At 72.9% G+C, this 25304-nt stretch carries 7 protein-coding genes; 6 read left to right on the forward strand and 1 reads right to left on the reverse strand.

What is annotated here, in order from left to right:
- The coding region (locus ACIQVZ_RS30230) for an amidohydrolase family protein (protein ID WP_402454242.1) at window positions 1-378 on the forward strand (378 nt) is incomplete at its 5' end.
- 69 nt (window positions 379-447) lie between these two features.
- Here the strand turns inward: ACIQVZ_RS30230 and ACIQVZ_RS30235 are convergent.
- Window positions 448-1092 carry a MarR family winged helix-turn-helix transcriptional regulator gene (locus tag ACIQVZ_RS30235; RefSeq protein WP_350884056.1) on the reverse strand — a complete coding sequence of 215 codons (645 nt, stop codon included), beginning with the start codon at window positions 1090-1092 and terminating at the stop codon, window positions 448-450.
- A 685-nt stretch (window positions 1093-1777) separates the two neighbouring features.
- On the opposite strand from ACIQVZ_RS30235, the gene ACIQVZ_RS30240 reads away from it, so the two are divergent.
- Genes ACIQVZ_RS30240 through ACIQVZ_RS30260 form a run of 5 tightly spaced genes read left to right on the forward strand, consistent with a single transcriptional unit; the run spans window position 1778 to window position 25233 of the window.
- Window positions 1778-2719, forward strand: coding sequence for a LysR family transcriptional regulator (locus ACIQVZ_RS30240; protein ID WP_402454244.1), 942 nt, complete (start codon window positions 1778-1780; stop codon window positions 2717-2719).
- Between the two features lie 52 nt (window positions 2720-2771).
- Window positions 2772-3617 carry an ACP S-malonyltransferase gene (locus ACIQVZ_RS30245; RefSeq protein WP_402454245.1) on the forward strand — a complete coding sequence of 282 codons (846 nt, stop codon included), beginning with the start codon at window positions 2772-2774 and terminating at the stop codon, window positions 3615-3617.
- A 3-nt stretch (window positions 3618-3620) separates the two neighbouring features.
- On the forward strand, window positions 3621-3872 hold the full coding sequence (locus tag ACIQVZ_RS30250) for a phosphopantetheine-binding protein (protein WP_350884062.1): 252 nt from the start codon (window positions 3621-3623) through the stop codon (window positions 3870-3872).
- Window positions 3873-3883: 11 nt separating this feature from the next.
- On the forward strand, window positions 3884-5878 hold the full coding sequence (gene asnB, locus ACIQVZ_RS30255; RefSeq protein WP_350884064.1) for an asparagine synthase (glutamine-hydrolyzing): 1995 nt from the start codon (window positions 3884-3886) through the stop codon (window positions 5876-5878).
- A complete protein-coding gene (locus tag ACIQVZ_RS30260) occupies window positions 5875-25233 on the forward strand; it encodes an SDR family NAD(P)-dependent oxidoreductase (RefSeq protein WP_402454249.1) in 19359 nt (6452 codons plus the stop codon). Before asnB ends, ACIQVZ_RS30260 begins: the two co-directional genes overlap by 4 nt.
- Window positions 25234-25304 lie beyond the last annotated feature (71 nt).

The raw sequence follows: 25304 nt of genomic DNA on the forward strand, positions 1-25304 counted from the left end.
GTCGCCCTGATCACCGACGCGATGGGCGCGGCCGGCATGGGCGACGGCCTCTACCCGCTCGGCCCGCTCCAGGTCGAGGTCAAGGACGGCGTCGCGATGCTCCCGGACGGCAGCTCCATCGCGGGTTCCACGCTCACCCTGGACGTCGCGTTCAAGCGCTCGCTCACCGTCGACGGACTGACGCTGAACCAGGCCGTCGAGTCGCTGTCCGCCACCCCGGCCCGCCTGCTGGGCCTCGCCGACTCGATCGGCTCGCTGGAGACGGGCAAGCGGGCCGACCTGGTCGTGCTCGACTCCGAGGGCTACGACCTGGTCGCCGTCATGCGCCGCGGCCGCTGGATCGCCGGAGCGCTGCCGCTGGCGCCCCGGGTCGGTTGACCGGCCGGGGTGGTGAGGCCCGAAGTCCACGTGTCGTCGACCGAGTCGAGTCGCCGGTGGCGGCGCCGCTCACAGCTCCGTGGGGTAGCCGCTCCGGGGAGGCTTGGCGTTGGCGAGCTGTCGCCGGGGCGCCCGCGGCGGGCGGGACGGGGACTCGCGGGACGGCGAACGCGGCGGAGTCCAGGCCGGGGCGGTGGCGGGGGTCTCCGGTTCGGCGGGCCGGCCGCGCAGGGCCTGGGCCTCGACGGCTTCGGAGAGACATCTCAGGGCGGTCCGGACCTGTGCGCTCTGTTCCTCGCTGAGGGCCCCGAGGACCTGCTGCTCGATGGCCAGGCGCTTGGGCATGACGTCGTCGACGGCGGCCGCGCCCGCGTCGGTGATGTAGACCAGCGCCGCGCGCCGGTCCGCGGGGTTGACCGTCCGGACCACGAGGGCGCGCCGTTCCAGCTTGGCCAGCGCCTTGCTCAGCGCGGCCGGCGACCGCCCCATCGAGGCGGCGAGGCGGCGTGCGATCGTCGGCTCGGTCGAGTGGCGGAGGTGGTAGAGGACGTCGAACTCCGAGGAGCTGACGGCCGCCGCTTCGAACACCGGTTCCAGGAGGAACTCCAGCATCGCGTGGGCGTGTCGGAGGCCGCCGATGATCTCCATCGACGAGAGGTCGAGGTCAGGACGGCTCTGTACCCACAGCTGCCATACCGCCTGAGTTTCATCCATTCGTGCACATGCTCCAACTTGTTAACCGGTAACCTTTCAGTTACCGTATGACACGTGGCCCGCTTCCAGCTGGGCAACCTGGGCACGCTCATCGGAGGCTTGTCCGCTTTTGTGCTCTCTGTATAGTTGATCTGCTCATGTCACATGAACCTGGACTGCGACAATCCGACCGATAGCTTCCCGTCTCCGACGGAGCTGAGGAAAGTGTCACCATGGTCATCACACATGTCCCCGCCGCCCCGTTCCCTGGAACGCTTCCGGGATTGGGGAACCTCCGGCAGATAATACTGGACCGGAATGGCTTGGTGTCTAGCCGTTTGCGCGCGTCGGCGTCAAGGAGATCGGACCGGCAGCTTGCCGGGCCCGTATCGCCCGGTGGTGCGACGAGAAAATCGAGTTGACACTGCGGCGGGTATGAACTCGCCCTGCTGTCCGAACACTTCGAACGGCCCGAAGCGGAACGCGCCGGCGTGACCGGCTCCGCACGGGCGGCCCGCCGCGGTCGCCACGGGCCACCTTCACCCTGCGTGCCGAGGCCGGTCACCGCGCCCCGGCGCGCCTTTCACGGAGCCGCCGCGGGCCGACCGCCCGTGGTTCGTCACCGAATTCAGAATTTCTCCGGCGGTCGCACCGCCGACCCCGAAAATCCGCATGGCCAGATTCCGGGAAAAGGATTCCGCGCGCTATGACCGATCGCTTGGGATTCAGTCTCACTCAATTGCGTTACTTCGTCGTCTCCGCAGAGATCGGCAACATCTCGGAGGCGGCGGAGAAGCTGTGCGCCTCGCAGTCGACGGTCTCGTCGGCGATCATGCGGCTGGAACGTCAGCTCGGTGTTCAGCTGTTACTCCGTCACCACGCCCGTGGGGTCTCCCTGACGCCGAGCGGTCGCCATCTGCTGCGGGAGGCGCGCGCGTTGCTGGGGCAGGCCAGAAGCCTCAAGGCGCAGGGCGACGCCCTGGCGGGTGACACCGCCGGCCGGCTCGACGTCGGGTTCTTCTTCCCGATCGCCCCGTTCCTGCTGCCGCTGGTCCACCGTCTGGCCCGGGAGCGGCACGGGGCGCTGGAGCTGAACCTCCACGAGGCGTCCGCCGACCGGTTGCTGGAGTTCCTCCGGGACGGCCGGTGCGAACTGGCGGTGACGTACGACTTCCTGGCGGGCGACGCCAGGTTCCACCCGCTGGTCGATCTGCCGGTGCACGCCCTGCTGGCGGATGACGACCCGTCGGGCCTGGCCGGCCCGCTCACCCTGGACGAGTTGGCCGGCCGGCCGCTGGTCGCCCTGAACGTCCCGAGCGTGCTCCGCCACGCCGAGCGGATGTTCTCCCGCGCGGGCGTCCGCATGCCGCGGGTGGTGACGACGACGAGCATCGAGACGCTGCGCGGCCTGGTGGCCGCCGGTGCCGGGTTCGCCTTGATGTATCAACGCGGCCTGACCGCAACGACGTTGGACGGCGGCAGGGTCCGCGAGGTCGAGCTGGTCGGAGACCTGCCGCCCGCGACCCTGGGCGCGGCCGTGATGCCCGAGCTGGCCATGAGCAGCCGCGGCAGGGCCTTCCTGGACGTACTCGGATCCGCGGTCGCGGTCGGGGCGGGCCGGGGGCGGGTCGGGGCGGCTCGGGCGTAGATCAGTGCAGGTCAGTGCAGGTCAGCAGGTAGTCATGGGTTGAGGGAGTGTCGTGCTGGCAGTCATCTTCGCTGGTCAGGGAAGTCAGGAAAAGGGAATGGGGGCAGAGGTCTTCGAACGGTACCCGGGGCTGGTCCAGTACGCCTCGGACGTGCTGGGGTACGACCTGGTCTCCTTGTGCACGGAGGATCCGGACGGCCTGCTGGGCCGCACGGAGTACACCCAGCCGGCGCTGTTCGTCGTCAACGCGCTGCGGACCTTCGAGCGGGTCCACCGCGGGGACCGGGAGGCGGACGTCTACCTGGGGCACAGCCTCGGCGAGTACAACGCGCTGCTCGCGGCCGGGTCCTTCGCCTTCGAGACGGGGCTGCGGCTGGTCGCCAAGCGCGGCGAGCTGATGGCGGCGGCCTCCGAGGGCGGCATGACCGCCGTCATGAACACACCGCCCGCGCAACTGCTGGAGCTCCTCGCGGAGGACGGCGTCGACGGCGTCGACATCGCCGGCCTCAACACCGGCTCGCAGGTGGTCATCGCGGGCACCCCGCCGGTCCTGGAGGCGGCGCATGCCTGCCTGGAGCGCCGGGAGATCCGCTTCGTACGGCTCAAGGTGAGCGCGCCCTTCCACTCCCGGTACATGGAGTCGGCCAGGGTGCGGTTCGCCGAGTTCCTGACGGAGTTCGAGTTCGCCGACCCCGACACCCCCGTCATCTCCAACGTCACGGGCCGGCCGTACGAGCCGGGACAGGTGACGCACATGCTCACGGAGCAGTTGGTCGCCCCGGTGCGCTGGACCGACAGCGTCCGCGGGCTGCTCGACGGCGACGCCGGGCTGGAATTCACCGAAATCGGGGGCCTGGCCCTCACTCACATGGTGTTCAAAATCAGGGCTGGAGTCTGACACATGGCAACCACGACGGACACGATCCGGTTGTACCTGGAAGACCGTTTCCTCTTCGAGTTCGACGACGTGATCACCCCGGACACCGACCTGTTCAAGGCGGGGGTCATCGACTCGTTCGGCTACGTCAGGATGATGAAGTTCCTGGAGTCCGAGTTCTCCGTCGAGATCTCCCCGGAGGACATCCTCGTGAACGTCTTCGTCTCGCTCACCGCGATCGACGAATTCGTCACCAAGAAGATCTCCGCGAAGTAGAAGGACGGATCATGTGCGGGCTGGCTGGTTTCCTCTCGACCTCGCTGCACCCCGGTGCCACCGCCGAGGTCATCACCTCGATGCTGTCGAACATCCACCACCGCGGGCCGGACGAGGCGGGCTACTACCTCGATGACGGCATGGCCATGGGGACGGTGCGGCTGGCCATCGTCGACCTCGCCGGTGGCTCGCAACCCATGTCCGACCCCTCCGGGCGCTACTGGATCTGCTTCAACGGCGAGATCTACAACCACATCGAACTCCGCGCGGAACTGGAGCGCCTCGGCCGCCCGTTCCGCACCGACCACTCCGACACCGAGGTCGTGCTCCAGGCCTGGATCCAGTGGGGGTCGGACTGCTTCACCCGGTTCAACGGCGCCTTCGCGGTCGCCATCAGGGACGCGGCGACCGGTGACCTGGTCCTGGCCCGCGACCGCTACGGCAAGCGCCCGCTGTTCTACGCCGACGCGGGCGGGGACTTCCTGTTCGCGTCCGAGATGAAGGCGTTCCGCGCCTTCCCCGGCTTCCGCTTCGAGTTCGACCCGAGGGAGCTGGCCACCACCTACGCCGCGTGGACGCCGCTGCCCGACCGCACGCCCTTCCGGGGCGTGCGCCAGCTGCCGATGGGCTCCGTGCTGACCATCAGCGGGGGCCGCCGCTCGCTGCGCCCCTACGAGGACCTCGACTTCGACGTGCCCGGCTTCGACGGCACCGAGGCCGAGGCGATCGACATGCTCCGGCAGACCCTGCGCACCAGCGTGGACCTGCGGCTGCGCTCCGACGTCGAGGTCGGCGTCTACCTCAGCGGCGGCCTGGACTCCTCGATCGTGACGAGGCTGGCCACCCAGCTCTCCCCGTACGAGGTCCGCACCTTCTCGGTGGCATTCCAGGACAAGTCCTTCGACGAGTCCGACAGCCAACGCCTGGTCGCCGAGCACCTGGGCACCCTGCACACCGCCGTCCCGATCACCAGCGAGGACATCACCGAGCACTTCCCGGCCGCCGTGTACCACGCGGAGGTTCCGACCTTCCGCACCTCGTTCGTGCCGATGTTCCTGCTGTCCCGGCACGTCCGCGACGCCGGGATCAAGACCATCCTCAGCGGCGAGGGCGCCGACGAGGCGTTCCTCGGCTACTCGCTGTTCCGCGAGACCCTGCTGCGCGCGCGGTGGAACGAGCTGACCGACGGCGAGCGCCGCACCCGGCTGGCCGGCCTGCACCCGGAGCTGGAGCACTTCGGCTCCGCCCACCAGGCCCATCTGCTCGGCCTGTACCAGCAGTTCTCGGTGGAACGGCTGCCGGGCCTGTTCTCCCACGAGATGCGCTACCAGAACGGGAGGTTCGCGGCCCGGCTGCTCGCCGACCGGATGGACCCGTTCGCCGACCTGCTCGACCTCGTCGCCGGGACACCCGGCTACCCGGACATGCCCGCGATGCACAAGGCGCAGTGGCTGGAGTACAAGACGCTGCTGCCCGGATTCCTGCTGTCCACCCAGGGGGAGCGGGCCGCGCTGGCGCACAGCGTGGAGAACCGCTGCCCGTTCCTCGACCCCGCGGTGGTGCGCGCGGCCGCTTCGGTGAACCTGCGCTACGACGACGGCCAGGTCGAGAAGGCCATCCTGAAGAAGGCGTTCCGCGCCGAGCTCCCGGAGTGGACCACCAGCCGCCCCAAGCAGCCCTACCGCGCGCCGGGCAGCGCCGCCTTCAAGGACAGCCGCCCGGACTACCTGGAACTGCTGCTGTCCGACCGCGAGTTGGCCGGGATCGGCTGCCTGGACGCGAAGTTCGCCCGGCGCCTGGTCGACAAGGTCATGACCTCGCCGGTGGAGGAGGTCAGCACCAAGGAGGACCAGACGTTCCTCTACCTGCTGACGACCGCCGTGCTCCACCAGCAGTTCGTGCGGGACGGCGGTACGGCGCCGGCCGGAGCGTCGGGCGCCGCGCTGAACCTGCGGACGACCGTGGACAACCGCCGTGCCGTGCAGCGAGTGGGGGAGAGCCGATGAGCACCGACGACATCGCGATCATCGGTCTGGCCCTGCGGTTCCCCGGCTCCGACACCCTGGTCGAACTGTTCGACCACCTCGCGGCCGGGCGCTCGCTGATCACCGAGGTGCCCGCCGAACGCTGGTCCAAGGAACGCTACTTCGGCGATCCGCGCAGCGGCGAGGAGAAGACGTACAGCGTCTGGGCCGGGTTCGTCGAGGACGCCGATCGCTTCGACGCCGCCTTCTTCAACATCTCCCCGCGCGAGGCGGAGACGATGGACCCGCAGCAGCGGTTCGCGCTGGAACTGGCCTGGAAGGCCATCGAGGACGCGGGCTACCGGGCGGGCGAGCTCGCGGGCAGCCGCACGGGCGTCTTCATGGGCCTGTGCCACGGCGACTACGCCGAGCTGATCGAACGCGACGACGTGCCGACCGACGCCTACTTCCCCACCGGCACGGCCTACTCGATCGTCGCCAACCGGCTGTCCTACTACTTCGACTTCCACGGCCCCAGCATCGCCAACGACACCGCCTGCTCCAGCTCCCTGGTCTCGCTCTACGAGGCCGTCGCCGCCCTGAACAACGGCGACTGCGACCTGGCGCTGGCCGGCGGCGTGAACCTGTGCTGGTCGCCGAAGCTGTTCGTGGCGTTCAGCAAGGCGAGCATGCTCTCGCCCACCGGCCGCTCGCACGCCTTCGACCAGGACGCGGACGGCTTCGTCCGGGGCGAGGGCGGCGCCGTCCTGCTGCTCAAGCCGCTGGCCAGGGCGCTGGCGGACGGCGACCCCGTGCACGCGGTGATCAAGGGCGTCGGCACCAACCACGGCGGCAAGACCAACTCGCTGACCGTCACCAACCCGGTCGCCCAGGCCGCGCTGATCGAGGACGTCTACACCCGCGCCGGTGTGACGCCCGAGACGGTGAGCTACATCGAGGCCCACGGGCCCGGTACGCCGGTCGGCGACCCGATCGAGATCGTCGGCCTCAAGCGCGCCTTCCAGAGCCTGCACGACGCCCACGGGACGTCACCGCGGCCGGACAGCACCGGCATCGGCTCCATCAAGACCAACATCGGCCACCTGGAATCGGCCGCGGGCGTGGCCGGCGTGGTCAAGGTGATCGGCGCGATGGCCGCCGGGATCCTCCCGGCGACGGTCAACTTCCGGACCAGGAACCAGCTGATCGACCTGGACGACAGCCCGTTCTACATCGTCGGCGACACCCGGCCGTGGCCGGGCGGCGACGGGGTGCCGCGCCGGGCGGGCGTCAGCTCGTTCGGGTTCGGCGGGACGAACGCCCACGTCCTGCTGGAGGAGCCCGCCGGCGGGCCGGTCGACCGCGCCACCGAGCCCGCAGGGCCGTACGCCGTCCCGCTGTCGGCGAAGAACCTGGAGCGGCTGCGGGTGCTCGCGAGCGGCCTGCGGGACCACCTGCTGGCGCCGGAGACCGCGCTGCGGCCGCGCCAGTCGCTGGCCGACATCGCCCACACGCTCCAGGTCGGCCGCGAAGCGATGCGGGTCAGGACCGTGCTCCTGGTCTCGGACCGGGAACAGCTCGCGGCCGCGCTGGAGGCCGTCGCGGACGGCGAGGTGCGCAACCCCGCCGGAGCCGGGGCCGAACCGGTCGCGGCGGCGCAGGACTGGGCGAACGGGGGCGGCGCCGACTGGCCCGGGCATCCCGGGGCGCGTCGCGTGCGGCTGCCGACCTACCCGTTCGCCCGGGACCGGCACTGGTACGTCACGCCGCCCGCCGAGGCGCCCGGCGCCGCGCTCCTGCACCCGCTCGTCCACCGCAACACCTCCGACCTGGCGCAGCAGCGCTACACCTCCACGTTCACCGGGGCCGAGCCCTTCCTGGCCTCGCACCTGGTCCGCGGCCGGCGGGTGCTGCCCGCGGTCGCGTACCTGGAGATGGCGAGGGCCGCGGTGGAGCGCGCGGCGGCCCGGGAGGGCGCCGTCCGGCTGCGCGACCTCGCGTGGCTGCGGCCGATCGTCGTCGGCGAACCGGTCGACGTCGACCTCGCGCTGACGCCGCGCGCGGACGCGATCGCGTTCGAGTTCCGGCAGGGTGAGACGCTCCACAGCACCGGCACCGCCGAACTGGTCACCCTGCCGGACCCGTCACCGCTGGACCTGGACGCCCTGCGCGCCGCCTGCCGCACCACCCGCAGCACCGACGAGGTCTACGCCGCCTTCCGCGCCCAGGGCCTGGAGTACGGCCCGGCCATGCGCGCGCTGCGCGGGCTCCGGCTGGGCCGCGACGAGGCGATCGCCCGCATCCGGACCACCGGCGCCGACGGCTGCGTGCTGCCGCCGAGCGTCCTGGACGCCGCCTTCCAGACCTCCGTGGTCCTGACGGGCGCGGCCGCCGGCCCGACCCTGCCCTTCACCCTCGACGAACTCCAGGTGTACCGGCCCTGCCCGGCCGAGACCTGGGCCTGGGTGCGCCGCAGCGCGGGCTCCGGGGCGCTCACCACCTTCGACATCGACCTGTGCGACGGCGACGGCGTGATCAGCGCCAGCCTGCGGGGGCTCGCCCAGCGCACCACCGACGCGGGCCCGCGCGTCGTCACGGCGACCACCCGGTGGACCGACCGGCCGCTGGACGCGGACGGCGGCGCCACCCGCACCGCGCACACCCTGACCCTGCCGGAGATCACCCGGGCGAGCCCGGCCGACGGCGTCGACGCCGCGACCGAGCAGGTGTTCGCCGAGGTCCAGCAGGTGCTCGCGTCCTCTCCCAAGGCCGGACACCGCTTCGTGGCCCTGGTCGACGCCCGGGTGCCGGCCCACTTCCACGCACCCCTGGCGGGCCTGTTCCGCACCGCCGCCCTGGAGAACCCGCTCGTCTCGGGCCGGGTCGTCCGGGTCGCCGGCCTGGACGCGGCCTCCGCCGAGCAGCTCGCGCGGATCGTGCGGGAGGAGTGCGCCGACGACTCCGCCGACACCGAGGTCCGCTACACCGCCGACGGCACCCGGCAGGTGCTGGAGCCCGTCGAGACGCGGCTGGACGCCGGACCGCAGGTTCCCGCGCTGCGGGCCGGCGGCGTCTACTGGATCACCGGCGGCCTGGGCGGCATCGGCCGCCACCTCGCCCGCTACCTGGGCCGCGCGGGGGCGACGGTCGTCCTGAGCGGCCGCTCCCCGGCGGGCCCGGTGGACGCCCTGCGCGCGGAAGGGGTCGACGCGCACTACCTGCCGGTCGACGTCGCCGACGCCGCGGGCGTGCGCGCCGCGGTCGACACGATCGTGCGCGAGCACGGGTCGCTCGACGGCGTCGTGCACGCGGCCGGTGTGCTGCGCGACCAGTACCTGCTGCGCAAGGACCTCGCCGACGTCCGCCTGGTGACGGCGCCGAAGGTCCGCGGCACGCTCAACCTCGACGCCGCCACCCGCCACCTCGACCTGGAGTTCTTCGCGCTCTTCTCCTCGGTCGCCGGCGTCTACGGCAGCCCGGGGCAGTCCGACTACTCGGCGGCCAACGCCTTCCTGGACGCCTTCGCCCGGCACCGCCGGACGCTGGTCGACGCGGGCGAGCGCAGCGGCCGGACCGTCGCGATCAGCTGGCCGCTGTGGGCCGACGGCGGCATGACGCTGGACGAGGTCACCCGCGACTCCCTGCGCCGCGAGCGCGGCTGGGAGGACCTGCCCACCGAGGACGGGCTGCGCGCGTTCGGCCGGGCCCTGCTCGCCGACGCCCCCGCGCACCTCGTCGTCGCCTACGGCGCCAAGGCCACCCTGGCCGCACGACGCCGGGCGGCACCGGCCCCCGTGGCACCGGCCACCGTCTCGTCCGCCACCGCCGCGCCGTCAGGCGGCGCGGGCGAGGGCGACCTGCTGCGGCGCACCGAGGAACTGCTCAGGGGGGTCGTCGCCGAGGTCCTGCGGCACGCCCCGGAGCACATCGAGTCGACCACCAACCTCATCGAGTACGGCATCGACTCGCTGAGCATCCTCGGGGTGACCGCCCAACTGGAGAAGGTGTTCGGGCCGCTGTCCAAGACGATCTTCTTCGAGTACCTGAACATCGCCGAGGTGGCCGCGCACTTCGTGGAGACCCGGCGGGCTCAGCTGGAGGCGCTGCTGGGGGAGACCGGTCCTGCCGAAACCCCGGAAACCCCGGAAATCCCGGAAGCGGTGGAGAGCCTGGAAGCCCTGGAAGCCCCGGTCGTTCAGCCCGAGGCCCCTGCGGTCCAGCCTGAGGCCCCGGCCGCCCCGGCCGCCTCCGCCGTCACCGAGGTCCGCGAACCCGCGCGCGACGACCGGCATGACATCGCGATCATCGGAGTGTCCGGCCGCTACCCCGGCGCCGACACGATGGACGAGCTGTGGGAGCTGCTGGAGAACGGCCGGCACACCTTCGAGGAGGTCCCCGCAGAGCGCTGGGGCCACGAGGCCATCCACGACAGCGACCGCTCCGTCCGCGGCAAGAGCGTGATCCGGACCGGGACCTTCCTCCGCGACCTCGACAAGTTCGACCCCCGCTACTTCCGCATCTCCAAGCGCGAGGCCGAGCAGATGTCCCCGGAGGTGCGGCTGTTCCTCCAGTCGGGCGTGGAGGCGCTGGAGGACGCCGGCTACTCGCGGCAGACCATCCAGCGCCGCTACCAGGGCGACGTCGGCGTGCTCGTGGGGACCATGAGCAACCACTACAACCTGTACGGCTTCCAGAACAGCCTGACCAGGGGCGCGCCGCAGAGCGGAAGTTACACCGGGACGCTGCCCAACATGCTGTCCTACTTCTACGGCCTGACCGGGCCGTCGATCTTCCTGGACACCATGTGCTCCGCCTCGTCGACGTGCGTGCACCAGGCCGTGCAGATGCTGCGGGCCGGCGAGTGCCGGATGGTCGTCGCGGGCGGCGTCAACCTGATGCTGCACCCGTACAACCTGATCACCTCCTCGGAGGAGCACTTCACCACCGGCACCTCCGACGTGATCCGCAGCTTCGGCCACGGCGTGGACGGCACCATCCTCGGCGAAGGCGTCGGCGCGGTCGTCCTGAAGCCGCTGGTCGACGCCGAGCGCGACGGCGACCACGTGTACGCCGTGATCAAGGGCACCGCCCTGTCCAACGCCGGGACGCGCAACGGCTTCACCGTGCCGAACCCGGGCATGCAGGCGCACGCGATCCAGAAGGCGATCGAGGACGCCGGTGTCGACCCGAGGACGATCGGCTACGTCGAGGGGCACGGGTCGGGCACCGCGCTGGGCGACCCGATCGAGGTCCGCGCCCTGACGTCGGCGTTCCGCAAGTACACCGCGGACCGCCAGTTCTGCGCCCTCGGGTCCGTCAAGGCGAACATGGGGCACCTGCTCGCGGCGGCCGGCATGATCGGCCTGGCCAAGGTGCTGCTCCAACTTCGGCACGGCAAGCTGGCGCCGTCCCTGCACAGCACGGAGCTCAACCCCGACATCGACTTCGCCGACACGCCCTTCCAGGTGCAGCAGACGCTCGCCGACTGGCGGCCGATGGTCACCGAGGTGGACGGCCGCCGGATCACCCACCCCCGGCGGGCCGGCATCACCTCGATCGGCGCCGGCGGTATGAACTCGCACATCATCCTTGAGGAGTACCCCGAACGGCCGGTGCGCCAGGAGCCCTTCGGCGAGCAGCTGTTCGTGTTCTCGGCGATGAACGAGGCCGCGCTCGGGCGCTACCTGGCCGTCTTCCGCGACCACCTCGCCGGGGCGCGGGAGGCCGACCTCCCCGACATCGCGTACACCCTGCGGGTCGGAAAGAACGAACTGCCGCACCGCTGGGCGTTCGTGGCGGGGGACAAGCAGTCCGCGCTGGCGGCCGTCGACGGCTACCTGGCCGGGCGGCGGGAGCTGCCCGCGCACGAACTCGCCACGACCTGGGCCGGCGGCAGGACCGTCGACTGGGACCGACTGCCCACGGCACGGCGGGTGTCGCTGCCCGCCTACCCGTTCGAGAAGGTGCGCTGCTGGATCGAGCAGACCGACGGCGCGCCGTCCGTCCTGGCCCCGCTGGCACTGCGCGAGCGGCTGCACCCCTTCCTGGGGCGCAACGAATCCGACGTCCGGGGCCTGCGCTACGCCCTGGACGTCCACCTCACCGACCTGCTCGACTACGGCTACCGGCTGGCCAAGGCTCCGACCATCGTGCCCACCTTCGTGGTGGACCTCGCGTTGGCCGCCGCGAAGGTCAGCGGGTTCGCCGCCGAGGCGTCGGTCCACGACCTGCGCGTCCTGCGGCCGATCGACTGGTCCACGACCACGCGGCTCGTCACGGAGTTCGCCGACGGCCACGGCACCGTCCGGACCGGGGACGGGACGGCGGCGGTCGAGTTCACCGTGCGGGGGACGGCCACGGCGCCGTCCGGCCGGGTCGAGCCGACCGGACTGCGGGAGGTCCTCACCCGGGAGCAGTTCCTGGCCGAACTGGCCGAGGGCGGGCTGGACTACAAGCCGGCCTCGTGCGCGGTCGAGGGCGTGTTCCGCGCGCCGGACGGCTGGACGGTGCTGAGCATCGGCAGTCCCGCGTTCCAGCAGGACCACGTCCGGCGCAACGTCACCGTCGAGCCGTTCGTGCTCGCGGCGATCGCCCAGGGCGTGCAGTGGGAGGCCAAGCGTGCCGGGGCGCCGGACTGGACCCTGGTCGCGCTCAACCGGATCGGGGAGATCCGGGTGCGGGCCGGTGTGCCGGTCACGCACGTGGTCCTCGGCGACGACCGGATCCTGCTGCTCGGCGGCGCGGGCGAGGTCGTCGGGGAGCTGGCCGGGGTGCGGCGCGGTACCGCAGGGGTGGCGCCGGGCGATCGTCCGGCGCCGCAGGCCCGCCCGGTGCGGGAGCGGGAGCCGGTCATACCGGCTGAGCAGGATCTACCGGTGGTATCGGCGGTATCGGGTGTCGTGGACGTCCTGCGCGCCATCGCCGCCGAGATCCTCAAGTTCGAGCCGGAGGAGCTCGACCCCGGCACCGGACTGGACGCGTTCGGCTTCGACTCCATCTCGCTGGTGACCTTCGCGAAGGAGATCCACGAGCGGTTCGGGGTCGTGGTCAGCCCGGCGGTGTTCTTCGACGTCAGCACCCTGGAGGCGCTGGGCGCCCACCTGGTCGACGAGCACGGTGCCACGGCGAAGGCCGAGGCCGAGGCCGAGGTCAAGATCAAGATCAAGGCCGAACCCCAGTCCCAGCCGCAGCCGGAGCCCCAGCCCCAGCCCCAGCCGGAGCCGGTTCGCACCGGGCCCGACCCGCGCGGGCCGGTCGCCGTCATCGGCGCGGCCGGGCGCTTCCCGGGCGCCCGCGACCTGGACGAGTACTGGGCGAACCTGCTGGCGGGCAAGGACTCCGTCGCCGCGTTCCCGCTGCACCGCTACGACGACGAGCAGCGCAAGGTCATCGAGGCCCAGGACTTCCCCCAACGGATCGGAGCCCTGGACGACGTCGACGCCTTCGACGCCGGCTTCTTCCGCATCCTGCCGCGCGAGGCCGAACTGATGGACCCGCAGCACCGCCTCGTCCTGGAGACGGTCTGGCAGGCGCTGGAGGACAGCGCGTACCGGCCCGCCGACCTGCCGACCAACACGGGCGTGTTCATCGGCGTCACCGGCAACGACTACGCGACGCTGCTCGCCACGCTCGGCGTGCGACCGGACGCCTTCACCTCGACCGGCACCACGCACTCGATCCTGGCCAACCGCATCTCGTACCTGCTCGACGTGCGCGGCCCGAGCGAACCGATCGACACGGCCTGCTCCAGCTCGCTGGTGGCGGTGCACCGCGCGATCGAGGCGATCCGCTCCGGCACCTGCGACCTGGCCGTCGCGGGCGGGGTCAACGTGCTGCTCAGCACGGACACCTTCGTCAGCGCGCACCGCGCGGGCATGCTCAGCCCGGACGGGCTCTGCAAGACCTTCGACGCGGGCGCGAACGGCTACGTCCGGGGCGAGGGCGTCGGGGTGGTGGTGCTCAAGTCGCTGGCGGCGGCGGAGCGCGACGGTGACGCGATCCTCGGGGTGATCCGGGGCAGCGCGTACAACCACGGCGGCCGGGCCAACTCGCTGACCGCACCGAACGCCGACGCCCAGGCCGAACTGGTGACGGCCGCCGTCGGCGACCTCGACCCGGACACCATCGGCTACATCGAGACCCACGGCACCGGCACGGCCCTCGGCGATCCGGTGGAGGTCCGCGCGCTGCGCACCGCGTTCCGCCGGCTGGGCCGCAGCGACGACGGGGCGTGCGGCCTCGGCTCGGTCAAGACCAACATCGGCCACCTGGAGTCGGCCGCGGGCATCGCCGGGCTGCTGAAGGTGCTGCTCGCGCTCAAGCACGGCGTGCTGCCCGCGACTCAGCACCTCCAGGAGGTCAACCCGTACATCGAACTGGCCGGTGGCCCGTTCCACATCGTGCGGGACAACGAGGCCTGGCCGCGCCCCCGCAGCGGTGCCGGCGGCCCCGCGCCGCGGCGTGCCGGGGTGAGCAGCTTCGGGTTCGGCGGCGTCAACGCCCATGTGGTCGTCGAGGAGTACGTGCGCGGCGACCGGGACGGGGAGGGCGGCGACGGGCCGGTCGCGGTGCCGCTGTCGGCCCGCACCGCCCGGCAACTGACCGACCGGGCCCGGGGCCTGCTCGCCTACCTGGAGTCCCCGGAGTCGGAGCAGGTGTCGCTGCGGTCCGTCGCGTGGAGTCTCCAGGTCGGCCGCGAGGAGATGGCCGAACGGGCCGGCTGGGTCGTCTCGTCCCGCGCCGAACTCGTCGACGCGCTCAGGGCGTTCGTCGCCACCGGCGAGCGCGGAGCCGAGCCGGAGCCGATCGGGCGGTGGGTCGGCGGGGGCGCCGTCGACTGGCGTTCACTGCTCGGCGACGGCACGCCCCGGCGTGCGCACCTGCCCGGATACCCGTTCGCCCGGGACCGCTTCTGGGCCCCCGGCACCCGGCAGGAGAGCGGCACGACCCTGCTGACCTCCCGCTGGACGCCGACGCCCGCCGCCGCGACCGCCCGGTACGACCGGCACGTCGTCGTGCTGTGCGGAGTCGACGGGGACGTGCCCGAGGCGATCCGCCTCGACACGGCCAAGCAGCGGCCGGAGAGCCGGTTCCGCGACCTGTCGTGGCAACTGCTGGAGACCGTCCGCGGCCTCGACGCCCGGGACGGCACCACGCTCGTCCAGGTCGTCACGGCGGACCTCGCTCTCGCGGGCCTGCTGCGGACCGTCACCAAGGAGAACCCGCGGATCGTCGGTCAGGTCATCGGCATCGACGGCGTCCAGGGCGCCCAAGGCACCGACCTGGCCGCCGTCCTCGCGGAGAACGCCCGCGGCGCCGACGACCTGGTGCTCCACCGCGACGGTGTCCGGCACACGCGCGGCTGGGCCCCGGCCCAACTCCCGGGTACGGGTGCGGGTACGGCCTCCGGCAAGCCCTGGCGGGACGGCGGCGTCTACCTGATCACCGGCGGGGCCGGCGGGATCGGCGCCTCGACGGCCCGGCGCATCGCCGCCGACGTCCGGCGGCCGACCGTCGTGCTGGCCGGCCGCTCGCCGCAGGACGGCCGGATCGACCGCCTGCTCGCAGAGTTGCGGCAGGCCGGCGCCGACGCGCGGTACGTGCGCGCCGACGTCTCCCGCTGGGAGGAGGTGCGGCACCTGGTCGCCGAGGCGGGCGCCGTCACCGGCATCGTGCACGCCGCCGGCGTGGTGCGGGACTCGCTGCTCGCGGACAAGACCGCCGAGCAGTGGGACGAGGTCCTCGCGACCAAGGTGGACGCTCTCGTGCACCTCGACCGGGCCACCGGGCACTGCCCGCTGGAGTTCGTGCTGACCTTCTCCTCGGGCGCCGCGATCACCGGCAACCCGGGGCAGTCCGACTACGCGACCGCCAACGCCTTCCTCGACGAGTTCGCCGCCGTGCGCAACGCCCGGGTCGCCGAGGGGCTGCGCCGCGGGCGCACCCTGTCCATCGCCTGGCCGCTGTGGGAGGACGGCGGCATGCAGGTCGGCGAGCGGACCCGGGCCTACCTGTGGGAGGACCGAGGGCTGGCGCCGATGCCCACGGAAGCCGGGCTCACGGCGCTGGTCGACGCCTGGAACACGGGGGCGGACCAGGTGTGGGTGCACCACGGCGACCCGGCGCGGGTGCCGACCGGAACGCCCACCCCGGCCGCCGCGCCGGCGACTCCCGCGCCCGCGAGTCCCGTGCCGACGGCTCCCGTCCGTGGCGCCGACCCGAACGTCCTCGGCCACCTCCTCGCCCTGTTCGCCGAGGTCAGCGGGCTCGCCCCGGGCGCGGTCGACCCCGACCGCCCGCTGGTCGACATCGGCCTGGACTCGGTGATGGTCATCCAGCTCAACCGGGAGCTGGTGCGGACCTACCCCGAGGTCTCCTCGACGATCTTCTACGAGCACCCGACCCTGCGGGCCGCGGCCGGTCAACTCGCCGGCCTCCGGCAGGAACCGGTGCACCGGCGGGCGGTCACGGCCGACCGTTCGGTGGCGGGCGACCAGCCGGCGGCGGCCGCCGGACAGCGGGCCACCAGCACTCGGCCGACCGCCGCCCCCGACCAGCCGGCGCCCGGCCCCGACGACCCGATCGCGGTGATCGGGCTGAGCGGCCGCTACCCGGGCGCCGCCGACCTGGAGGAGTTCTGGGAGAACCTCACGGCGGGCCGCGACTGCGTCCGCGAGGTGGACCGCTGGCCGCTGGACGGCTTCTTCGAGCCGGACCGCAACACGGCCGTCGCCACCGGCCGCAGCTACAGCAAGTGGGGCGGCTTCCTGGACGACTTCGCCGCGTTCGATCCCCGGTTCTTCGGCATCGCCCCGCGCGACGCCTACGCCATGGACCCGCAGGAGCGGCTGTTCGTGCAGGCGGCGTGGGAGGTGCTGGAGGACGCCGGGTACACGAGGGCGCGCCTCGCCGAGCGCCACGCCCACGGGGTCGGGGTGTTCGCGGGCGTCACCAAGGTCGGCCACGCCCGGCACGAGGTGGGCCGGCTGCCCTCGGGCGAACTCGTGGTGCCCGGCCTGTCGTTCGCCTCGCTGAGCGCCCGCGCCTCCTACCTGCTCGACCTGCGCGGGCCGAGCCTGACGATCGACACCATGTGCTCGGCGTCGCTGACCGCGATCCACGAGGCGTGCGAACAACTCCGGCGCGGCGCCTGCGAGGTGGCGATCGCCGGTGGCGTGAACCTCTACGCGCACCCGCTGGACTACGTCGAGCTGTGCCGCTCCGGGATGCTCTCGCCCGACCAGCACTGCCGCAGCTTCGGCACCGGCGGCCACGGGTTCGTGCCCGGCGAGGGCGTCGGGTGCGTGCTGCTCAAGCCGCTGTCCCGCGCGGTGGCCGACGGGGACCGCGTGCTCGCGGTGATCCGGGGCTCCAGCGTCAACCACGGCGGCCGTTCCACCGGCTACACCGTGCCGAGCCCGGTCGCCCAGGCCGACGTCGTCCGGCGGGCGCTGGATCAGGCCGGGGTCTCCGCCCGGCAGGTCGGCTACGTCGAGGCGCACGGCACCGGCACCGAACTGGGCGACCCGATCGAGATCACGGGCCTGACCAAGGCCTTCGAACAGGACACCGCGGAGCGGCAGTTCTGCGCGATCGGCTCGGTGAAGTCCGGCATCGGCCACCTGGAGGCCGCGGCCGGGGTGGCCGGCCTGACGAAGGTCCTGCTCCAGCTCAAGCACCGGCAGCTCGTACCGAGCCTGCACGCCGAACAGCTCAACCCGAACATCAGCTTCGAACGGACCCCGTTCCGGGTCCAGCGCGAACTGAGCCCGTGGCACTGCGACGGCCCGCGCATCGCGGCGGTGTCCTCCTTCGGTGCCGGCGGCTCGAACGCGCACGTGATCGTCGAGGAGTATTCCGTGCAGCCCACCGACGGCGCGATCAACGGCGCCGAACAAGCCCGACACGTCGAACAATCCGCACACGTCGTCGTCCTCTCCGCGAGGACTCCCGACCAGCTCACCGCGTCCGTCGACCGGCTGGCCGGGTTCCTCGACCGCAACCCGGACACCGCCCTCGCCGACCTGGCCTTCACGCTCCAGGTCGGGCGGGAGGCGATGGCCGAGCGCTACGCGGTCGCCGTCTCGTCGACGGCGGAGCTGAGGGCCGCCCTGCGGGCCGGCCGGGGGCACCGGGGCACCGCCGGGGAATCCGGCGGACTGCTCGCCGAGATCACCGGTGACGACGACCTCCAGGAACTGCTGGTCCGGCAGTGGATCGCGGCCGGCAAGCTGGCCAAGCTGGCGGCGCTGTGGGCGGCCGGCGCCGAGGTGGACTGGGAGCGCCTGCACCAGGGCGCGCCGCGCCGGGTGGTGTCGCTGCCGACGTACCCGTTCGCCAAGGAGCGGTTCTGGATCGGCGACCTGACCCGGCAGACGCCGGCGCCCGCGCTCGCCGCCGTACCCGAGCCCGTGCCCGCGCCCGTGGTTGAGTCCGTGCCAGTCGCCGCGCCGATCATCCAACCCCCGGTCGTGCACAGGGAATTGGACGAGATCGTGCCCGCCGTGGTGCGGGAGAAGATCGCCCGCGCGCTGGCCATGGAGGTCGAGGAGGTCGAGGGCGGGCTGGCGTTCGCCGACTACGGCCTGGACTCGATCCTGGCGATCCGCGTGGTGGACCAGCTCAACGGCGCACTGACGCTGGACCTGCCGACCAGCGTGGTCTTCGACTTCAGCACGGCCGACCGGCTGGCCGAGCACCTGCTCGCCGAGTACCGGGGCGTCATCGTCCACACGGAGGGCGCGACGGAGCCGGCGGACGCACGGGAGAACACCCCGCCGCCGGTCGTCCAGCCCGTACGACCCCTGGCGACCGGGCAGCCGCACAGCGGCACCGGGAACGTGGAGCGCGGACCGATCGCGGTGGTCGGCATGAGCGGCCGGTTCGCCGGCGCCGACTCGCTGGACGAACTCTGGACGCACCTGGCCGACGGCGACGACCTGGTCACCGAGGCGACCCGGTTCGACCTCGACGGCCTGAGCGCCTGCACCCGGGGCGGCTTCCTCGACCGCATCGACGAGTTCGACGCGATGTTCTTCAACATCTCCGGCACCGAGGCCGCGGTGATGGACCCGCAGCAGCGGCTGCTGCTCGAAGAGTCCTGGAAGGCGCTGGAGGACGCCGGCTACGCGGGCCGGATGGGCCGGGCGCGCTGCGGCGTCTACGTCGGGGCGTGGGCCGGCGACTACCAGGGGCTGCTGGATCCGGAGGCGCCGGCGCAGACCCTGTGGGGCAACATGACCTCGGTCATCCCGAGCCGGGTGTCGTACTTCCTCGACCTCAAGGGCCAGGCGATCGCCGTCGACACGTCGTGCTCCAGCTCGCTGGTGGCGATCGACCTGGCGTGCAAGGACCTGTGGTCCGGCGAGACCTCGATGGCGCTGGCGGGCGGGGTGTTCCTCCAGTCCACGCCGCGGCTGTACCGGCTCGCGGGCCGCGCCGGGATGCTGTCGCCGACCGGCCGCTGCCACACCTTCGACCACCGCGCCGACGGCTTCGTGCCCGGCGAGGGCGTCGGGGTCGTGGTGCTCAAGCGGCTCGCGGACGCGCTGGCCGACGGCGACCACATCCACGGCGTGATCAAGGCCAGCGGAGTCAACCAGGACGGCGCCACCAACGGGATCACCGCGCCGAGTTCGGTGTCCCAGGAGAGCCTGCTCGGCGAGGTGTACGAGCGGTTCGGCGTCGACGTGGACCGGATCGGACTCGTCGAGGCGCACGGCACCGGCACCAAGCTCGGCGACCCGATCGAGTTCCAGGCGCTGAACCGGGCGTTCCGCGCCCGCACCGACCGGGCGGAGTACTGCGCGGTCGGCTCGCTGAAGACCAACATCGGCCACACCCAGTTCGCGGCGGGCATCGCGGGCGTGCTGAAGGTGCTGCTGGCGATCAAGCACCGGAAGATCCCCGCCTCGCTGCACTTCGAGACCGCCAACGAGGCGATCCCGCTGGCGGGAAGCCCGTTCTACCTGAGCACCCGCACCCACGACTGGGAGAGCCCCGCCGGGGTGCCGCGCTGCGGGGTGGTGAGCTCCTTCGGTGCCAGCGGCACCAACGCGCACCTGGTGATCGAGGAGGCCCCGGCGGCCGCGAGCACCGCTGCACGCACCGCCGCCGCGCCGCGGACGGACCACGAGGTGGTCCTCTCGGCACGGACGGAGGAACAACTCCTCGAACAGCGGCGTCGGTTGGCGCTCCACGTTCGCGCCCACGCGTTGATCGACCTCGGCGACCTCGCCTACACCCTGGCCGTCGGCCGGGAGCGCTTCGCCCACCGCTTCGCCTGCGTGGTCCGCGACCGCGATGAGCTGATCCAGGTGCTGGACGGCACCGTCCCGGCCCGGCTGCCCGACGACGACCGGGCGCCGGCCGAGGGCCGACGGATCCCGCTGCCGACCTACCCGTTCGCCCGCGACCGCCACTGGGCCCCGACCGGCGACAGCGACAACGACAGCGGCACCGGCACCGGCACCGGCACCGGAAACGGCGACAACGTCACGCTGACCCGCACGGACGGCCTGCTGCGCGACCACGTGGTGCAGGGCCGTCACCTCCTGCCCGCGGTCGCCTACCTCGAACTCGCCCGCAAGGCGCTGGGCGCCCCCCGGGTGCGGATGCGCAACGTCACGTGGGTGCAGCCGCTGGAGGTCTCGGACACCCCGGTCGACGTCCGGATCGAGGTGCGCGCGAGCGAGCAGGGCGGGCACCGGTTCGAGATCGGCACCGGCTCCACCGTGTGCTGCGAGGGCGCCATCGCGCCGTCCGACGCCCCGCGCCCGGCACCGGTCGACCTCGCCGCGCTGCGCGCGGACTGCCGGGAGACCGTGTCCGGCGAGCGGATCCACGAGGCCCTGGTGGCGATGGGCATCGACCACGGCCCGAGCCTGCGGGCGATCCGGCAGGCGCACGTCGGCTCCGGCCTCGTCCTCGCCGAACTGGTCCTGCCCGACTCGGCGGAGCCCGGACCCCTGGCGGCCGCGATGCTGGACTCGGCGATCCAGGCGGCCGTCGCGCCGCACCTCACCGGCATGCGGGACACCGCCGTGCCGTTCGCCCTGGACCGGCTCGACCTGTTCGCCCCGTGCCGGCCGGCGATGTGGGCCGTGGTGCGCGGCGGCGCGGCCGGGCCGCTCGACAAGCTCGACATCGACCTGGTCGACACCGACGGCGCGGTCTGCGTGCGGCTGACCGGCTACACCTCGCGCCGCACCGTCCCGAGCGAGCCCGCGCTGTACGCGCCCGTCTGGGACCCGACCACCGCGACCGACGCGCCCGTGCCCGCCCGCACCGACCGGGTCCTGGTCGTCGGCGGACCGGCACCGCTCGACGGCGCCCTGACCTGGCCGCTGCCGCCGTCCGCCGCCGTCGAGGAGGTGACCGCCGCGCTGCGCGACCTCGGACCGGTCGACCACCTGGTCTGGACGGCGCCCGAGCCCAAGCTCGACCCCGTCGACGCCGCCGGGTACACGGCCGCCCAGAACGACGGCGTCGTCGCCGCGTTCCGCCTGATCAAGGCGCTGATCGGAGCCGGGTACGACGCCCGGCCGCTGGGGATCACGCTGGTCACCACCCGCGCGCTCGCCACCCACGCCGACGACCCCGTCCAGCCGGCGCACGCCGGGCTGCACGGCCTGTTCGGCTCCCTGGGGCGCGAGTACGAGCAGTGGACCGTCCGGCGCGTCGACCTCGACGGCCCCGACTGGCCCGCCGACCTCACCGCCCTGCCCGCCCGCTCGCCCGAGGACGCCTGGGTCCGACGGGCCGGCCAGTGGCTGGCCCGGCACTGGGCGCCGTGCGAGACGCCCGCGCGACCGGTCTACCGCGAGGGCGGCGTCTACGTGGTGATCGGCGGCGCCGGCGGCCTGGGCACCGCCTGGACCCAGCACGTGGTGCGGCAGTACGGCGCGCACGTCACCTGGATCGGCCGCAGCGCACCCGACGCGGCCATCGAGGAACGGCTCCGCTCCGTCCAGGGGCGCGGCACCGTCCGCTACCTCAGTGCCGACGCCGGGGACCCGGCCGCGCTGCGCCGGGCCGTCGGGGAGGTGAAGGAGCGCCACCCGCGGATCGACGGGGTCGTGCAGGCCGCGCTCGTCCTGCGGGACAGCACCTTCGCCCGGATGGACGAGGCCACCCTGCGCGCGGGGCTGGCGGCCAAGGTCGACGTCACGACGGCGATGGCCGAGGTCTTCGACGGCGAGCACCTGGACTTCGCCGTGCTGCTGTCGTCGATGCAGTCCTTCACGACGGCGGCCGGCCAGGGCAACTACGCGGCCGGCTGCACCTTCAGCGACGCCTACGCCCACGCGCTCGGACAGCACTGGGACACCCCCGTCAGGGTCATGAACTGGGGGTGGTGGGGCAACCTCGGGAGCGTCACGTCCGAGTTCTACCGGGAGCGGCTGAGCCGGGTCGGCCTGGTGTCGATCGAGCCGCGCGAGGGGCTCGCCGCCCTGGACGCCCTGCTCGGCGGGGACCAGCGGCAGCTGGCCTTCGTGAAGACCAACCAGCACAACACCCTGGCGAACTTCGACCGCGCCACCCAGGTCACCGTGCACGGCCGGACGCCCTCCCGGGTGCGCGGCGAGCTGCTGCTCGCGCCGGAGAGCGTGGACGGCCTGATGGACGAGGTCGTGCGGTGGCGCCGGACCGAGCGTGACCCGTGGCTGGCGAAGGTCCTGGCGGCCCAGCTGGCGACCGTCGACCACGCCGCGATCCTGCCGGTGTACGCCGACTGGCTGGAGCACGCCCGGCGGGCCACCGTGTCGGCCGGGCCGACGGAGGGCTCGTCCACGGCGGGCGTGCTCGCGGAGGCCGTGCTCGCGCAGTGGGACCGGCAGTGCGAGTCCTGGTCGGCCGACGCCGACCGCAAGGCCGAACTGCGGCTCGCCTCCGCGATGCTCCGGGCGCTGCCGGACATCGTGACCGGCCGGACCAGGCCCACCGACGTCATGTTCCCGCGCGGTTCGGTGGAGCTGGTGGAGGGCTGCTACCGCGACAACCACGTCGCGGACGTGTTCAACCGCGCCATGGCCGGCGCCGCCGTCGCCGTCGTCTCGGAGCGGCTGCGCCGCGAACCGGGCGCGCGGCTGCGGATCCTGGAGATCGGCGCCGGCACCGGCGGCACCAGCGCCGGGATGTTCGCCGCGCTCAAGCCGTACCAGGAGAGCATCGAGACGTACGTCTACACGGACCTCTCCAAGGCCTTCCTCAACCACGCCCGCGCCACCTACGGGCCGGGCGTGCCCTACCTGGACTGCCGACTGCTCAACATCGAACGGCCGCTGGCCGGGCAGGACGTCGGCGAGGGCGGGTTCGACCTGGTGATCGCCGCCAACGTGCTGCACGCGACCAAGGACACCCGCAACACCCTGCGCAACGCCAAGGCCGCGATGCGGGCCGGCGGGTGGCTGCTGCTGAACGAGCTGTCGGCCTTCGACCTGTTCAGCCACGTCACCTTCGGGCTGCTGGAAGGCTGGTGGCTGTTCGACGACCGCTCGCTGCGGATCCCGGGCTCGCCGGCGCTCTCGCCGGAGAACTGGCGGGACGTGCTGGCGGGGGAGGGCTTCGGGACGGTGGTGTTTCCGCTGCCGCAGGCGCTGCCGCTGGGGCAGCAGGTCATCGCGGCGGAGAGCGACGGGGTGGCCCGGCAGGCGGTCGGGACCAAGCCGAAGGGCGTCACCCGGCCGGCGCCGGCGGCGGCTGCCGCGACACCCGTCGTGGCGCCTGCCGTCGCGGCGCCTGCCGTCGCGGCGCCTGCCGTGGTGCCGACCGCGGTGCCTGCTGCGGTGCCGACGCCCAGGCCGGAGCCCGCGCCCGCCCCGGCGGCCGTGAGCCCCGCCCCGGCTCCCTCCGCCGCACCGGCGTCGCGCTCCGACCTGTCCGCGCTCATCCTCGACAAGGCCGCGGCCGTGCTCGGCATCCCGGCCGAGCGGATCGACACCGCGGCCCCGCTCACCCACTACGGCCTGGACTCGATCCTGGTCCTCCAGCTCACCAACGCCCTGCGCGAGGAGTTCGGTGACGACGTCCCGGCCACCCTGCTCTTCGACGTCGAGACCGTCGACGGCCTGTGCGCCCACTTCGCCGGCGCAGGGGCCGCCGCGACGGCCACGGCGGATGCCCAGGCCGGTCCGGCGGGCGAGCGGTGGAACCTCTCGTGCGGCCAGCTGACCATGTACCGCGACCAGCAGCGCTCGCCGGAGTCGACCGCCTACAACCTCCCGCTGCTCTTCGAGATCCACGGTGAGCTGGACGAAGCCGCCCTGGAGCGGGCGATCCGCGCCCAGAGCGGCATCCACCCGGTGCTGAGCGCCGTCTTCGGCGAGCGGGACGGCATGCCGTTCATGGACATCGACCCGGGCCGGGCGCCGTCCTTCGAACGGGTCGACCTCACGGCCACCAAGCGCGCCGCCCAACTGGCGGGGCTGCGGGACCTGGTGAACCTCCCGTTCGACCTGGCGACGGGCCCGCTGGTCCGCGCGCACCTGGTCTCCCTCGCCGGGCGGCGGCGCCTGCTGCTGATCACCGCGCACCACATCCTGTTGGACGGCACGTCCACGGCGGTCCTGATCCGCACGCTCAAGGAGGCCTACCAGGGCCGGGGGAGCCTGAGCCGCGCCGGCTACGGCGACTTCGTCGCCTGGGAGGAGGCGCTGCTCGCCGGCCCGCGGGCACGGCAGCACCGGGACTACTGGCTGCGGGAGCTGGCAGGTCATCGACCGGCGCTCGCGCTGCCCTACGACCGGCCGTACGACCCCAAGCGGATGCCCCGGGTGGACGTGGCGACGGTCAAGCTGCCGCCGCCGCTGGCCGCCGCCCTGGCCGACGCGGCGCGCGAGCACCGGGTCAGCGTCGCCACCGTGCTGTTCGCGACGTACGTGCGGTTCCTGCACCGGCTGACCGGGCAGGACGACCTGGTCCTCGGCATGACGGCGGCCGCCCGCTACGAGGAGCGGTTCCAGGACGTCGTCGGCCAGTTCGCGAACTGCCTGCCGATCCGATGCACAGGCGTCGGCGGCTTCCCCGAGCTGCTGAAGTCCCTGCAGCGCAAGGTGGTCGGCGGCATCGAGCACGGCGGCTACCCGCTGCTGGAGATCGCCCGGGCCGTGGGCGCGGACGACGAACCGCTGGTCCTGACCAACTTCCTGTTCCAGAACTTCGACGGCGCCGACCTGCTGACCAACGCGGCCCCGGCCGCGCCCGGCGAGTTGGACCTGCGGCTGTTCGACGACCTGCCCTACGCCGGGGAGTACGTCCTGTCCGCCGAGTCCTACCGGGACGGCGAGGGGTTCAAGGTCTTCCTCAAGTACGACGCGAACGTCTTCGACGAGGCCACCGCGCGGCGCATGACGGAGGAGTGGTACGCGGTCATCCGCAAGGAGCTGGGCCTGCGGTAGTCCGTTCCACGGACCGCCCCGAAACCCGGAAGCCGGGCCGCGACCTCGGTCGCGGCCCGGCTTCCGGGCGC

This window comes from Kitasatospora sp. NPDC098663 (assembly GCF_044760075.1).
In the GTDB taxonomy this organism is placed as follows: Bacteria; Actinomycetota; Actinomycetes; order Streptomycetales; family Streptomycetaceae; genus Kitasatospora.

What these genes read in the sequence shown, in the direction of transcription:
- ACIQVZ_RS30235 (WP_350884056.1), bottom strand. Translation starts at nt 1,092, where the DNA reads ATGGATGAAACTCAGGCGGTATGGCAGCTGTGGGTACAGAGCCGTCCT.
- ACIQVZ_RS30240 (WP_402454244.1), top strand. Translation starts at nt 1,778, where the DNA reads ATGACCGATCGCTTGGGATTCAGTCTCACTCAATTGCGTTACTTCGTC.
- ACIQVZ_RS30250 (WP_350884062.1), top strand. Translation starts at nt 3,621, where the DNA reads ATGGCAACCACGACGGACACGATCCGGTTGTACCTGGAAGACCGTTTC.
- asnB (WP_350884064.1), top strand. Translation starts at nt 3,884, where the DNA reads ATGTGCGGGCTGGCTGGTTTCCTCTCGACCTCGCTGCACCCCGGTGCC.
- ACIQVZ_RS30260 (WP_402454249.1), top strand. Translation starts at nt 5,875, where the DNA reads ATGAGCACCGACGACATCGCGATCATCGGTCTGGCCCTGCGGTTCCCC.